The sequence below is a fragment of the Oceanobacillus sp. CFH 90083 genome (assembly GCF_009389585.1).
In the GTDB taxonomy this organism is placed as follows: domain Bacteria; phylum Bacillota; class Bacilli; order Bacillales; family Amphibacillaceae; genus Oceanobacillus.
The window spans coordinates 163,971-178,076 of the sequence record NZ_VIYG01000006.1 but is presented as its reverse complement, the minus strand read 5'-3'; the positions used below and the strand labels follow the sequence as shown (position 1 = coordinate 178,076).

General features: G+C 40.7%; 11 protein-coding genes. 5 read left to right on the top strand and 6 right to left on the bottom strand.

The features are described 5' to 3' along the window. Positions 1-5 precede the first annotated feature (5 nt). From ligA to pcrB, 3 genes are read right to left on the bottom strand one after another with little or no spacing between them, the layout of a single operon-like run. Positions 6-2,015 (bottom strand): NAD-dependent DNA ligase LigA, encoded by a 2,010-nt coding sequence (gene ligA / locus FLK20_RS11385; protein WP_152656687.1) that lies wholly within the window; start codon positions 2,013-2,015, stop codon positions 6-8. 6 nt (positions 2,016-2,021) lie between these two features. Continuing rightward, positions 2,022-4,265: a DNA helicase PcrA gene (gene pcrA, locus FLK20_RS11380; protein WP_152656686.1), complete on the bottom strand. Its 2,244-nt coding sequence runs from the start codon at positions 4,263-4,265 to the stop codon at positions 2,022-2,024. 21 nt (positions 4,266-4,286) lie between these two features. After that, positions 4,287-4,973, bottom strand: coding sequence for a heptaprenylglyceryl phosphate synthase (pcrB, locus tag FLK20_RS11375; RefSeq protein WP_152656685.1), 687 nt, complete (start codon positions 4,971-4,973; stop codon positions 4,287-4,289). Between the two features lie 381 nt (positions 4,974-5,354). Here pcrB and FLK20_RS11370 point away from each other — a divergent pair, with 381 nt between their 5' ends. Both FLK20_RS11370 and FLK20_RS11365 read left to right on the top strand, forming a co-directional pair. Continuing rightward, positions 5,355-6,566 carry a sensor histidine kinase gene (locus FLK20_RS11370; RefSeq protein ID WP_152656684.1) on the top strand — a complete coding sequence of 404 codons (1,212 nt, stop codon included), beginning with the start codon at positions 5,355-5,357 and terminating at the stop codon, positions 6,564-6,566. Further along, entirely contained in the window at positions 6,493-7,125 is a 633-nt protein-coding gene (locus tag FLK20_RS11365) for a response regulator transcription factor (protein ID WP_152656683.1), read from the top strand. Before FLK20_RS11370 ends, FLK20_RS11365 begins: the two co-directional genes overlap by 74 nt. 266 nt (positions 7,126-7,391) lie before the next feature. Here FLK20_RS11365 and FLK20_RS11360 read toward each other — a convergent pair whose 3' ends face one another. Beyond that, positions 7,392-7,766 (bottom strand): RidA family protein, encoded by a 375-nt coding sequence (locus FLK20_RS11360; protein ID WP_152656682.1) that lies wholly within the window; start codon positions 7,764-7,766, stop codon positions 7,392-7,394. Between the two features lie 533 nt (positions 7,767-8,299). Here FLK20_RS11360 and FLK20_RS11355 point away from each other — a divergent pair. The 3 genes from FLK20_RS11355 to FLK20_RS11345 are packed head-to-tail and all read left to right on the top strand — an operon-like array spanning position 8,300 to position 11,603. Continuing rightward, a complete protein-coding gene (locus tag FLK20_RS11355) occupies positions 8,300-9,232 on the top strand; it encodes an ABC transporter ATP-binding protein (RefSeq protein ID WP_152656681.1) in 933 nt (310 codons plus the stop codon). A gap of 16 nt (positions 9,233-9,248) precedes the next feature. Then, entirely contained in the window at positions 9,249-10,511 is a 1,263-nt protein-coding gene (locus FLK20_RS11350) for an ABC transporter permease (protein WP_152656680.1), read from the top strand. Continuing rightward, positions 10,512-11,603: an ABC transporter permease gene (locus FLK20_RS11345; RefSeq protein WP_152656679.1), complete on the top strand. Its 1,092-nt coding sequence runs from the start codon at positions 10,512-10,514 to the stop codon at positions 11,601-11,603. Between the two features lie 114 nt (positions 11,604-11,717). Here the strand turns inward: FLK20_RS11345 and FLK20_RS11340 are convergent, their stop codons facing one another. Next, positions 11,718-12,059: a YerC/YecD family TrpR-related protein gene (locus tag FLK20_RS11340; protein WP_152656678.1), complete on the bottom strand. Its 342-nt coding sequence runs from the start codon at positions 12,057-12,059 to the stop codon at positions 11,718-11,720. A gap of 214 nt (positions 12,060-12,273) precedes the next feature. Then, positions 12,274-14,001, bottom strand: a complete 1,728-nt coding sequence (locus FLK20_RS11335; protein WP_152656677.1) for an adenine deaminase C-terminal domain-containing protein — start codon at positions 13,999-14,001, stop codon at positions 12,274-12,276. Positions 14,002-14,106 lie beyond the last annotated feature (105 nt).

The window sequence follows — 14,106 nt, the reverse complement described above, 5'->3', positions numbered from 1 at the left end:
GCAAATCACTCCTCTCCTTGAGCTGCTTCTTTTAACTCTGTTTCGCTCCATACTTCTACACCAAGTTTTTCAGCTTTTTCCAGCTTTGAACCGGCATCTGCTCCGGCAATAACTAAGTCTGTTTTTTTACTTACACTGCCTGTTACTGTACCGCCCAGGGATTCAATTAGCTCTTTCGCTTCTTTTCTCGTATATTGTTCCATTTTACCAGTCAATACAACTGTTTTTCCAGAGAACAAGCTGTCTGTTGCCACTTCTGATTTTCGCTGACCAGTGTAGGTCATATTCACACCTAACTCACTTAATTCCTTCAATAGCTGTGTCACTTTTTCTTCCTCAAAATAATGCACAATCGAGTCTGCCATTTTCTCGCCTATTTCTTCAATGGCTACAAGTTCTTCCAGGCTGGCATGCTGAAGCCGTTCCATGGTTTCAAATTCCATTGCTAATGTCTGTGCTGCCTTTGATCCGATAAAACGGATGCCAAGTCCAAATAATAATCTTTCTAAAGAATTTTCTTTGGAAGCCTCTATCGCATTCAAAAGATTGGTAACAGATTTCTCACCCATTCGCTCCAGATTCAAAAGATCTTCCTTTTGTAATCGGTATAGATCAGCAATTGTATGAACTAAATCTTCGCGGAAAAGCTGGATGATCACTTTTTCTCCTAAGCCATCAATATTCATCGCATTTCTGGACACAAAATGAATGAGACCTTCCATTAACTGCGCCGGGCAATTCGGGTTGATACACCGTAAAGCTACTTCTCCTTCTAAACGAACCAGTTCATTGCCGCATTCGGGGCATTCCTCAGGCATATGAAATTCTTTTTCCTCTCCCGTGCGCTGTTCGATAATCGAACGGACAACCTTAGGAATAATATCTCCCGCCTTTTTGATAACTACCTGGTCGCCAATCCGGATATCCTGCTCACGAATTAAATCTTCGTTATGCAGGGATGCCCGCTGAACAGTTGAGCCTGCGATCCGGACAGGCTCAAGAATAGCTGTCGGTGTCACAACACCTGTCCTGCCGATGCTCAGTTCGATATCCTTTAAGGTCGTTATCGCCTCTTCGGCCGGAAATTTATAAGCAACTGCCCAACGTGGACTTTTCGCAGTAAAACCAAGTTCATCCTGATGATCCAGGCTGTCTACTTTAACAACAATGCCGTCGATTTCATAATTTAAATCCTTGCGATGCTCCGTCCAGTATGCAACAAACTCCAAGACTTCTTCAATGCTTTCTGCTTTTTTCCATTCTTTATTTGTTTTAAAGCCAAGACGATGTAAAGCTTCTAAACGCTCACTATGGCTTGTTATCTCGTTATTATCCCATTCACCGACTCCATATAGAAAGATGTCTAAATGACGCTTTGCGGCTATTTTCGGATCCAGCTGCCTCAACGACCCTGCTGCTGCATTTCTTGGATTGGCAAAGGGTTCTTCTTCTTTTTCTTCACGCTCTTTATTCAACGCTAAAAAGGATTTATGGGGCATAAAAGCTTCGCCGCGAACTTCTAAAGTTCCTGTCTCTTGGATACTCAATGGAATGCTGCGTATTGTACGCAGGTTAGATGTAATATCCTCACCAATTCTTCCGTCTCCTCTGGTGGAGCCTAAAACAAATTTCCCATCCTGATACTTCAGAGAAATGGCTAATCCATCTATTTTTAATTCACATACAAAAGTAACCTTACCGGATACCCCTTCTGATGCCCGTCTGGCAAAATCGCGTAAATCCTGTTCGTTAAAAGCATTGCCAAGGCTGAGCATTGGTGTTTCATGCGCCACCTTTTGAAAAGCATCGAGCGGTTCGCCGCCAACACGCCGGGTAGGAGAATCCTCTCTTGCGAATTCAGGATATTCCTCCTCTAGCTTTTCAAGCTCCCGTAACTTCTGGTCATACTCTGCATCGGGTACAGTCGGATTGTCCAACACATGGTAGGAATAACTGTATTTATTTAGAATCTCAACCAGCGAATCCATTTGTTTTTTTATTTCTTGTGTGCTCATTCGTCTTTACTCCTTTGTTATTGGGGCAAATTTTGCAAGAAGACGTTTGATGCCGACTGGAGCAGGAAACGCCACATCTAATTCCAGCTTATCTCCCTCTCCCTGCACTCTTACAATTGTACCCGTTCCCCATTTTTTATGGACTGCTTTTTCCCCGACGGACCAGCTTTTAGATTCTGCACCGCTGGATTTAGGGCTTTGCATCTTTTCAGCACGTCTTTTCGGAGGCAACTCCTGCTGCTGGTGCGTACCAAAGCTGTTTCGCATTCTGCTGCCACCGTCAAATGAAGATTTTTGAGCCGTTTCCATCCCATCCAGCAATTCCTCAGGGATTTCATTAATAAAACGGCTGACCGGATTCATATTGGTACGTCCATATAGTGTACGCATTTGTGCATGGGTCAGATAGAGCTCTTCCTCTGCTCTTGTAATGCCGACATAGGCCAGACGACGTTCCTCTTCCATTTCTTCTTCATCAAACATGGAACGACTATGGGGAAAGACATTCTCTTCCATTCCAATTAAGAAAACAACAGGGAACTCTAATCCTTTAGCTGCATGCAGTGTCATCAGCGTGATTTTTTGAGATTGATCCGGATCTTCTTCATCGACACGGTCAATATCTGCAATCAATGCCAAATCTGTCAAAAAGGCAATGAGTGTTTTATCTTCATTTGCTTTTTCAAATTCCTGTGTAACGGTTTTAAACTCTTCTAAGTTTTCCAGTCTTGATTGCGCTTCTATGGAACGTTCATTGTTCAGCATTTCCTCATAGCCGGTCCGCTCCAGCACAGCTTCTACCATGTCTGTCGCTGTTAAAAATTCCTGCTGCTGGGTCAGCGAACGGATCAGATCCTGGAACCCGGCTAATGCGTTGGCTGCTTTTTTGGAAACACCTGTAAAATCAACTTCCTTCACAGCTTCATAGAGAGAAATATCATGCGTCGCCGCATACGCCTGCAAGCGTTCAATGGATGTTTTTCCAATCCCTCTTTTCGGTTCATTCACCACACGCTGGAAGCTGATATCATCATCTGGATTGGTAATTAACCTTAAATAAGCAATCATATCCTTGATTTCTTTCCGGTCATAGAACCGCGTACCGCCCACCATCTGATAGCTGATAGCAGACTTTACAAATGTATCTTCAATCGCACGGGACTGTGCATTGGTACGATATAAAATGGCAATATCACTCGGCTGATATTTTCCGCTGCGGGTTAATTGCTGAATCGTATCGGCAATATATAAAGCTTCTTCCTGCTCCGTTGCTCCTCTATAATAGGATATCTTTTTTCCATCATCATTATCCGTCCAAAGATTTTTCGGCTTACGTCCAGAGTTATTTCCAATCACTTTATTCGCTGCCTGCAAAATAGACTTGGTAGAACGGTAATTTTGTTCCAGCATGACCGTTTTCGCAGACGGATAGTCTTTTTCAAAGGACAGGATATTTGTAATATCAGCTCCGCGCCAACGGTAAATAGACTGGTCTGAATCACCGACAACGCATAGGTTTTGATACCTCTCGGCAAGCTGTTTTACCAGAAAATATTGGGCATGGTTCGTATCCTGATACTCATCAACGTGAATATATTGGAACCGCCTTTGGTAATATTCCAATACTTCCGGTACACGATCAAATAAATGGATGGTTTGCATAATCAAATCATCAAAATCCAGAGATTGATTTTTCCGTAACATTTTTTGATAGCCTTCATAGACCTGTGCTACTTGCCGATCATAGAAGTTACCGGCATTTTTCGCAAATTCTTCTTCGGTAATCAGCTCATTTTTTGCCGCACTGATTTGTCCAAGCATCGCCCGGGGATCAAATTTCTTTGGATCAATATTTAAATTTTTAAGGACTTGCTTCACAACGGATAATTGATCTCCACTGTCCAGAATGGAGAAATTTGAGGAATATCCAATCCGGTCAATATCCCGGCGTAAAATTCGGACACACATGGAGTGGAATGTAGAAACCCACATATATTCACCTCCGGGACCAACTAATTTCGCTACACGGTCTTTCATTTCCCGGGCAGCCTTATTGGTAAAGGTAATCGCTAATATATTTCGTGGAGCTACTTCCTTTTCCCCCATCAAATAAGCAATCCGATGCGTTAATACGCGTGTTTTTCCGCTGCCAGCTCCTGCCATTATTAAGAGCGGGCCTTCTGTATGCCGGACAGCTCTCTGCTGCTCCGGGTTCAATGTATTTATCATCGCTTCCAGCGTTTGCTCCATGTTACATCTTCCTTCCTGAGCTTATTCTGCTTTAACTGCCTCCACTGTCTTGAGTGCTTGATTTAAATTCGTATAAATGCTGTTTCCAACAATAATTCCATCAGCGTACTCTTTCATTTCTTTCGCCTGCTCCGGCGTCTCAATACCGCCGCCATAGAAAAGCTTTGTCTTATCAAGCTCTGCTTTTACTTCACGAACGACTTCTGGATCACCATAAGTACCGCTGTATTCCACATAAAAAATCGGCAGATGAAAAACGTGCTCTGCCATATAAGCATATGCTTTCACATCATCTGTTTCCGGCAGCTCACAATTCGTATGCTGGAAAGCTTTTGCTTCTGGATTTAAAATGCAATAGCCTTCAAAGTATACCTCACTATACTCCATCATGTCGATATATTCCTTGATCGCTTTTTGCTGGATATCCATCACATATTTTTTCTCCTTCGAATTTAATACCATGGGTACAAAATAAGTATCAAATCCCGGCGTTAATGCTTCCTCATTAGATATTTCCAAAACTACCGGTACCATGTGTGCTCTGCGAATTCTCGACAATAAATCTAAAACACCATCCAATGTGACATTGTCTGTGCCGCCGACAATAATCGCATCCGTACCGGACTCACACACCTTATCTAAATCCTCATCAGATATTTCCTTTGCCGGATCTAATTTAAACATATGTTTCCATTCATTTATATTCATATTAGTTACTGATCCTCCATTATTACATTCATTTCTTTATTATAACAAAAATCGGGAAATGATTAGAACGGATAAGGCAAAGATTTATACTTCTTTTAGAGCTCTTCACCAAAATCTATAGTTGACAAACTATATTGAATTTGATATTAGGCACCGCTACGGAAAAACACAACGCTTTCCCACAGGAGTCTCCGTGTTTTCCTTCGCCAGCTAGTTGTCCTACCACATTTCATCATATATTTCCATTATTGATTTTGGTATTGATCCCTTTTAGATAAAGAAAATAACATGATGGATGTGCAATAGCACTTTTCTAATACCAGTTGTTGAAAATTTGTCTGTTTGGTACGATATATGAAAGATAAGGAGTGAGAAAAGAAGATGAAATCATACTGGATATGGCTGGGACTTCATATAATCGTTTGGCTATTCGCTTTTCTTTATCTACATGAGAACTTGACAGAAATGATCTGGCGATTGTTTGGAGTCTCTTTATTTTTTATTTTGTTTTTTATTCTGCCCCTGCTTAAAAACCGGCCAACCGTATTGACTATGCTACTTGCCATAAATGCTTGTCTTTCTGTTATTACCTTATTTCCAGGCCCGTATACCGGATTAAATCCTTTCTTAATACTTATTTTAACATTACTGATTGCCGAGGCTTTTCAAAAGTCACCTTACCGCCTGGCGTTTCTCGTTAGCGGTGTATCATCTATCGGAATGATTTACATATGTTATTACACAAATGCTTTCTTATCTATTATTGCTTTCATCCTCCTTTATTTTGTTTTCCTTCATGCTGGTTTACTTTTATATAAACAAAACAAGGATGATAAAAAAGATCTTTTTTTCAGATACGATGCCCTGCTTAGTGAATTTCGCCGTTTGAAAAGACAGGCAATTTCAGAAGAAGAGGCAGCACGACAGGAGGAACGGAATTTAATTGGTCACGAAATTCATGATTCCGTTGGTCACAAGCTGACTGCTCTATTGGTGCAGCTGGAAGCTTTTCGGATACAATCTAGTGAGCAGGATCAAGACCATGTAACTGCCCTTAAGAATTTAGCTCAAGAAAGCCTGGACGAAACAAGAAGTGCAGTAAAAGCTTTAAAAAATACAAATCATGGCGGTTTGCAAGGGATCATTCGTCTCATCCGCCGTCTGGAAACAGAAAGCTTTATTCGAACAACCTTTTCTGTAAAATATGGCGCTTTTGCTATACCGCTCAACGGGGAGCAGTCTTTTGTTATTTACCGTTCTGTTCAGGAGGCTTTGACGAATATTATGAGACATAGCCAGGCCAGAGAAGCAAATATATCATTTGCAGCTCCAGGCGGCAGTGTATTTCGCTTTGAAATTAGTAATCCAGTCCAGGATAACCGCCCCTTCCAGGAAGGCTTTGGTCTTTCCGAAATGAGAAAAAGAATGGAAAATATCGGTGGTCATCTGGAAGTAAGAAAAACCGAGGAGCAATTTATTGTCAATGGCACATTACAAATAACTGCTGGAGGGGAACATAATGATAAAAATATTGTTAGCCGAAGATCAGGCCATGGTGAGACAGGGGTTAAAAATGATGATCGAAACCGATAGGGAAATGAAGGTAACCGGGGAAGCAAGCAATGGAAAGGAAGCTGTCGACCTGTGCGTACAGCAAGCATTTGATATTGTTATTTTAGATATCCGAATGCCGGTTATGGATGGGATTGAAGCAGCAAAGATTATTCAGTCCCGATGGAAACAGACAAAAATTCTCATGCTGACAACATTTGATAACAATGAATATGTGATGGACTCACTAAAAATTGGTGTAAACGGCTATCTATTAAAAAATGCCGATACAGAATCACTTATCCGTTCTATTCGCAGTGCATTAGAAGGCGGTCTTGCTGTTGAAGATCAGGTCGCTGCCAAAGTAATGCCCCTTTTACTCCATAAACAGGAAGAAAAAATCCCAGATCCCTCCTTAACACCCCGGGAAAGAGCGATTTTAGTATGTATCGGCGAAGGTCTGAGCAATCATGAAACCGCAGAACGCTTAGGATTATCTGTTGGTACGATTAAAAATAATACAAGTCAGATTTTACAAAAGCTTGAGCTTAGAGATCGAACACAGCTTGCCATTTACGCCATTCGTCATCATCTTGTTTGAGTACCCGTGCAAAAGAGAGTCGGCAAAACTCACAGGAAGCTGTTTTCCCCAGGCGCGTTTTTCTTTTTCAACCTCTGCGACAGGTGCTTCCTGGCGAGCCCTGTACTGTACTGTTCACATTGGATTGTTTTAACAGGTTGATTAACCGCAACGCTTTCTGACAGGACAAGTGCTTCCACCCTCAGTATGTGGAAGCACTTTGCAGAAGCCTCTTTTCTCTTCACATCATTTTTATCAAGGATTACTTATAGTTTCCTGCACAAGCACTACCTTTTGGCAATCATTTCAATCTCTACCTCAGCACCAAGTGGTAATGCCAGCACTGCTATACAAGTCCTTGCTGGAAACGGAGCTGTAAATTGCTTTTCATATACTTCATTCATTGCAGCAAAATCATCCATGTTTGTTAGATATACATTTACTTTTACCACATCATCTGAGGTAAGATCCGCTTCCTTCATTACTTCAAATAAATTGTCAAAACACTGTTGCGTCTGTGCAGCAATATCACCGGTCATATCTCCGGCAGCTGGGGCATTTTTAGCAGTTTGACCTGAAAAATAAATATAATCCCCTGCATCTACAGCGTGTGAATAGGGTCCTGATACTTGAGCAAACTTCGCATCATACGTTTTTCTCATAAAAAATTACTCTCCTTTTTTTAATTTAAAAAATATCAAAAGCAGTCAATAAATTATTTTCATACTATTACATGACTAAAATCAATTCTAGCATGTCAAAACAATTTTTATAGACTTTTATAAAGAAAACTTGCAAGCCAAGCCTGAAAGGCGCAGGATTGCCTTAGTTGCGCTTTCGTACGGTCACGTCGTGTGACCAACGTCGATACTAGGACATCGTGTCCGTCGTACTTTATTCCTTAGATTCTTTATACTTTCTTAAAGTGGAACGAGACAGCCCTTTTTTGAAACTTGAAGCAGCTATGCGTGGAGATTAGTATGTATGATTATCAGCGGTTTTACAATTAAAATGACGGAAGTCACGACAAATAGCCGGCTTCGTGACAAAAGATAGTGGTGACATTATCTTTTTTTATGTATATTTTAGCTAACACTCCGTACAAGGAGGATGTTCAAAAAGTCACCAGCGGTCGCCTTGATCTTCAAGAACCATTCGGCACCTTTTGAACACGCACTATAAGGAGGAACAGATAATGCTGGAAACTATTAAATTAACAAAATCCTTCAAGGGGAAGAAAGCGGTAGATGACGTAGACCTCTACATTGATGAAGGAGAATCAATTGGCTTGCTCGGTCCAAATGGAGCCGGTAAATCGACAACGATATCAATTATTTCCACTTTAATCAAGCCATCTTCAGGCGATGTCAAATTACAAGGGAAGAGTACTATTAAAAACCCAGCCGCCATTCGGGAGGTGCTTGGTGTCGTTCCACAGGAAATAGCACTTTATGAAGAACTATCCGCCTATGAAAATCTTAAATTTTTTGGAGAAATTTATAAAGTAAAACGGAATACTTTAGAAACCCGGATTCAAGAAACCTTGGAGATGGTTGGACTGAAGGAACGTCAAAAAGATCTGGTAAAGACCTTTTCCGGAGGGATGAAACGCCGTGTTAACATTGCAGCAGCTTTATTACACAAGCCGAAGATAATGATTCTTGATGAACCAACTGTCGGCATTGATCCGCAATCCCGGAATCATATTTTAGAAACCGTTCGAAAGCTTAATCAGGAGGAAGGGACAACGGTTCTATATACAAGCCATTATATGGAGGAAGTAGAGCAATTATGCCGGCGTGTTTATATTATGGATCATGGAAAAGTAGTGGCGTCCGGGAGCAAGGAAGAGCTATTAAATATCTTGTCCAGTGAAGATACACTGCAAATTCAGTTAAGTGGAACAACGGAGACAGTGATTAAAAAAATAAACAGCTTTAACGCTGTTCGACATGTCGATAAAACCAGTGATGGTATTCGTATTATCACCAAAAAAGGAAGCAATATTTTAAGCGAGCTGGTCCATACAGTTGAAAGTGAAGGAATACAAATAACAAACTATCAAATGGTAACACCTAGTCTTGAGGATGTTTTTCTCCATTTAACCGGCAGAACATTACGAGATTAAAAGGAGGGGTGAGAAGATGTTTTCATTTTTAAAAAAGGACTTATTTGTATTCTGGCGAGATCGAAAAGAAGTTCTTATCGCTTTATTCGCTCCTATTCTCTTAATTTATATTTTAAATTTTGCTTTTGCTGATGTAAATTTTGATGAACCGGAGAACATGGATGTCCGTGCCGGTGTCATTATAGAAGATGATCAGGATGCGGGCTTCCATCAGTTTCAAGCTCATTTGGAATCGACAAATGTATCTCAGCAAGAGCAGCAATACATGTTAGAAAAAGCCGAAGCTGTTTTGCCAATTGAACTGTTTCTGACCTTCCTGAATGATGATGCGTTTGATTCATGGCTGCATGTAGAAGCATTATCGGAATCGGAAGCAATGCAGCAAATGGATAATGGAGAGCTTGATGCTATTTTAAAAATCCCAAATGGCTTTACCAATGATATATTGCTGCACACCATATTGAATGAGCCTGTATATACACCTATACACTTACAAATAGAAGAGGATTCTATGGAGACAACCATTCTCTCTAATGTGATAGATAATTTTATAAATGGGCTGAACCTTCACTTTGCCATGGATACATTAGCAGATGGAGAAATGGCAGAGCTTCATTTACCTGAAGGAGGAATCGAGTTTCTCCATGCATCCAATGAAGCATATGGAATGGAGCAATATTTCACCGTAGCCATGAGCACACTATTTGCATTATTTATTGCACATACAGTTGCCACGAAGACAGCTGCCGAAAAACGGCAGCGTGTATTTAACCGTATTCTTATTACAAACAGCCGCCCGCTTTCCTTTTTATTTGGAAAAGTGGCTGCTACCTTTCTGTTTACATGGATTCAAATGATGACAGTCTTTTTAATCTCCCATCTTATTCTGGATATTTTTCCAGAAATATCTTTTACATTTTGGGTCCGAATTATATTGATTATTGCCTTCTCGGCTTTAACAATTGCCGGGTTATCTGCTGTCTTTACTTCCATGATGCTGCGTTTTAATAATATTAATTTGGTTTCAGGAATGTTCATGATAATCATTATGCTTTTAGCAGTATTAGGAGGAAATTTCTTTCCAATTGGTGAAATATCTAATACTATGGCAGCTATAACAGGATGGACACCAAACGGGATCACAGTAAATCTCTATACACAGCTTGTCCAGTTTGGTGAGTCAACGTCCTTTATCATTCCATTCTTAAAGCAATTCGGTTTCTTTATTGTATTTCTTCTTATTGGAATTCTATTATTTCCTGAAAGGAGGCAGTCCTAAATGTTTGCAGTATTTAAATCTCAACTAAGAAAAGATATAAGAAGCCCTTGGGCAATTATTTTACTGCTGACTGGCAGTATTGTATTATCGTTAATTGCCTCAGGTACAAATCAAACCACGCAAACAACAGTACCTGTGTTTAGTGATGATGGTGCCGTTCTTGAAAAATGGGAGCCATTATTAAATGAAAATGATCAGTTTGCATTTGTTACCGGGACGGAAGCAGATGCACAAGCAAATATCAGAGATGGTGAGGTTAACATGGCATTGCAGCTCTTTGAAGATGACTATCGGATTCTTACTGGATCCAATATGCCTCAGCTGCAAATTTTAGAAGATTATGTGCACACCCTATTTACAACAGAAGCACAGCTTCAAGCTTCCGGAACCAATCAGATAGATGCACTTCGCCAAGCTGTTCAGGAATATTTAGAGTCACCCCCTTACCAGCTGCAAATAGAAGCTGTTGGCGGCGGAGAGATTCCTGAATATAATATGGAGCTCCAATTACTATTTGGGTTTACCTTATTCATGGCAATGTTTACAATTGGATTTAAAGTGAACGAAATATCTGCTGAGCGAACAAACGGGATTTGGGATCGAATGATTCTTTCTCCGCTTACCAAAATGTCAATGTACCTTGGTCATCTGCTATCCAGTTTCTTTGTCGGTTTTTTGCAAATTATCATTGTATTGCTGATTTTTCAATACTTCATGGATTATGACCTTGGAAACAGCTTTGGAAAAATCGTATTTATTACTGCATTATTTACCCTTAGTATGGTAAGTGTGGCAATGCTCTTTACAGGTTTTATGAAAACACCGGAACAATTTCAAATTATTTATTCATCCACCATTCCGATTATTCCTGTGTTAAGTGGTGTGTATATGCCGCCTGGAATGCTGTCCAATCCAATTCTGCTCTTTATTGCCGATCTGTTTCCGCTTGTTCATGCAGTGGATAGCCTTATGGATATTGCACTATATGATATATCCTGGAGCGATCTTGCCTTACCGAGCGCATTAATGCTCTTAATTGGAGTAATTAGTATGGGAATTGGAGTAAATTTAGTGGAAAGAAGAAATAGCTAGCTGGAGCTTCTCTTATCGCACAGGTAGAATTGAGATATCACGCCGAAGCAGAGCCAAAATAGCTATACTGGAGGAATCAGTCAAAGAATTCCAACTGATTCCTCTTTTATGATTCTATTTCTCTTTGGATGGTTGGGATTCCTCTTTTGATTGTTGTGATTCTTCTTTTATATCCAGCCTTTTTAAAACAAGATTATAGCCGTCACTGCCATAGTTAATACAGCGTCTCACCCGGGAGATAGTTGCAGTAGATGCTTTGGTTTCCTGCTCGATGGTGTTGTAGGTTTTTCCTTGAGTCAGCATTTTTGCAACCTGTAATCGTTGTGATAAGGATTGTATTTCTGACATTGTGGCTATATCATCAAAAAATTGATAGCACTCCTCACGAGTCTTTAATGACAATATCGCATCAAACAGCTGATCAAGCTGCTCTCCTCGTAACTTATCTATTTGCACTTCATTTCCCCCTTATTTTAACTACCCCATCATCCTGCTGAAACAGGGCAGTAGATGGTTTTATTCAAGCATATCCTTTTTTCGCGTCAGGAAAGTATAAAATGATAGCGACGTTTTTTGATGGGGCGAGTAATCGCAGTCCCAGCCCCGCCCCAACTAAAGCAATCCCGCATCTTCAGGATTGGCTTGCCAAGTTTTCTTTATGTCATCCTGTCTACCGCATCGTAGCAGGGATAACAACTTCTCTCTTTTTTACATCCAGCAGCCCCTGCTGTGTTATTCGAAAATAAGGCAGATGGAAGGCGGAAAGAAATAGTAAGCTGTAAATGGGGTCTCCATAAGCATAGCCATACTCTTGCAATACCCTTTTTAACTCCTTGTTCATCGGAATAACTTCTTCCATTGGGTTTCTTGACATAACTCCTCCCAGAGGAAGCGGCATTTCTGTTAAAATTTTTCCTTGATTTACCAATACAATTGCTCCCCCGAGCTCTTTCATACGCTCTGAGGCGATACGTAAATCTTTTTTGGAATTACCAATATGAATAATATCTCCAGTTGCCGAAAAACTGCTCACTAACGCACCAAGTTCTGGAGCAAACCCACGAATAATCGTATTCACACGCCATTTGCCATGTTTATCAACTAACGCTATAAACTGCTCTCTTTTTTCTGGGGGGATGCTGTCCGCACTGACATCAGACACAATCGAATACGGCTGGATAATAACATCATTGATCATATCCATGCCAATGGGACTGGAAAACTGCAGATCCTCGCCAGCTAAACTCCAGTCCAGCTCAAGCGGTCCAATATCATACTCTTCCCAATGAATGATGGATCGGTAAGAAATAGCTTCACGGTCTTTTTTTATCCATTTCCCTTTACTTATCACACTCTCGGGATTCGGATTTTGCTTATCCCCCAGGATATTTACATTAGCAACCCGTCCCGGCGCAATACTGCCGAATTCTTCTTCCATATTAAAATGTCTGGCTGGATGATAGCTCGCCATCCGATAGGCCGTTTCTAAAGGGAGCCCATTCTCAGCTGCCTTTTCAATACAAACATTGATCATGCCATTTTCCATAAAGGCAGGCGTCGGTCCATCCATCGTAAAGCTCATATTATCAAATTGAGATAGTCCTTTATCAAGTAAGCCTTTTATTATTTCTGGTAAATCCGGGCGGACTGGCGAATAACGGAGGCTGACCCGATAACCAAGCTCCAGCCGCTTGAAAACATCCTCTGCTGTCATCGATTCATGATCACTCGAAATACCAAAAAGCTTCATTTTCGTTAAAGTCCGGGATGACGCTCCAGGCAAATGACCCTCAATCGGCTTGCCCAGCTTCTTCATCTCCTGGATCCAGTACAGCAAACGGTCACCGCCTGTTAATAAGCTTGGCCAGTCCGTCAGCTCTCCCCCCTGAATAACCAGCGGATGCTCAGCCCAATCTAATATATCTCTCGTATTAAAAACATGTTCATCCTTCAGAGTGGTCTGACTGTCAAAACGATTCCACCAAAACATACTTACCGGTAACTTCGAGAAAGCATTCATGATGGAGAACGTTTTCTTTTTATTTAACAGCAAATACCAGGTTAAATTATCATTCACAAACGTCGTCGTCCCTGTTTTCGCAGCATACATCACCGTTTCTTCCGGATTGGCAGCTTGGAAAGGATGGGCGTGCGGCTCGATATATCCCGGTACAATGAATTTCCCCTGACAATCATAAAAATCTGTTCCTGTTGTCTTTTCAGGTAAATTTTCACCAACATATACAATTCGGTTTTCATAAATCCAAATGTTAGCTTCCAGCCACTGATTTGTATATACATTTAAATAGGTTGCATTGGTTAAGACAATTGTAGGCGCAACCGACCCGTCGATTACATTAATATGCTGTCGTAATTCCCGATTTCTCCAAAATGTCATTAAGCAACTCTCCACTATTTGTCATTTTCCTTTATTCTATCATAATGTAATACTTTAATATAGTAAAGTTGATTTTTTATTTCATCAGGAAGGGTCAGAGCTGAA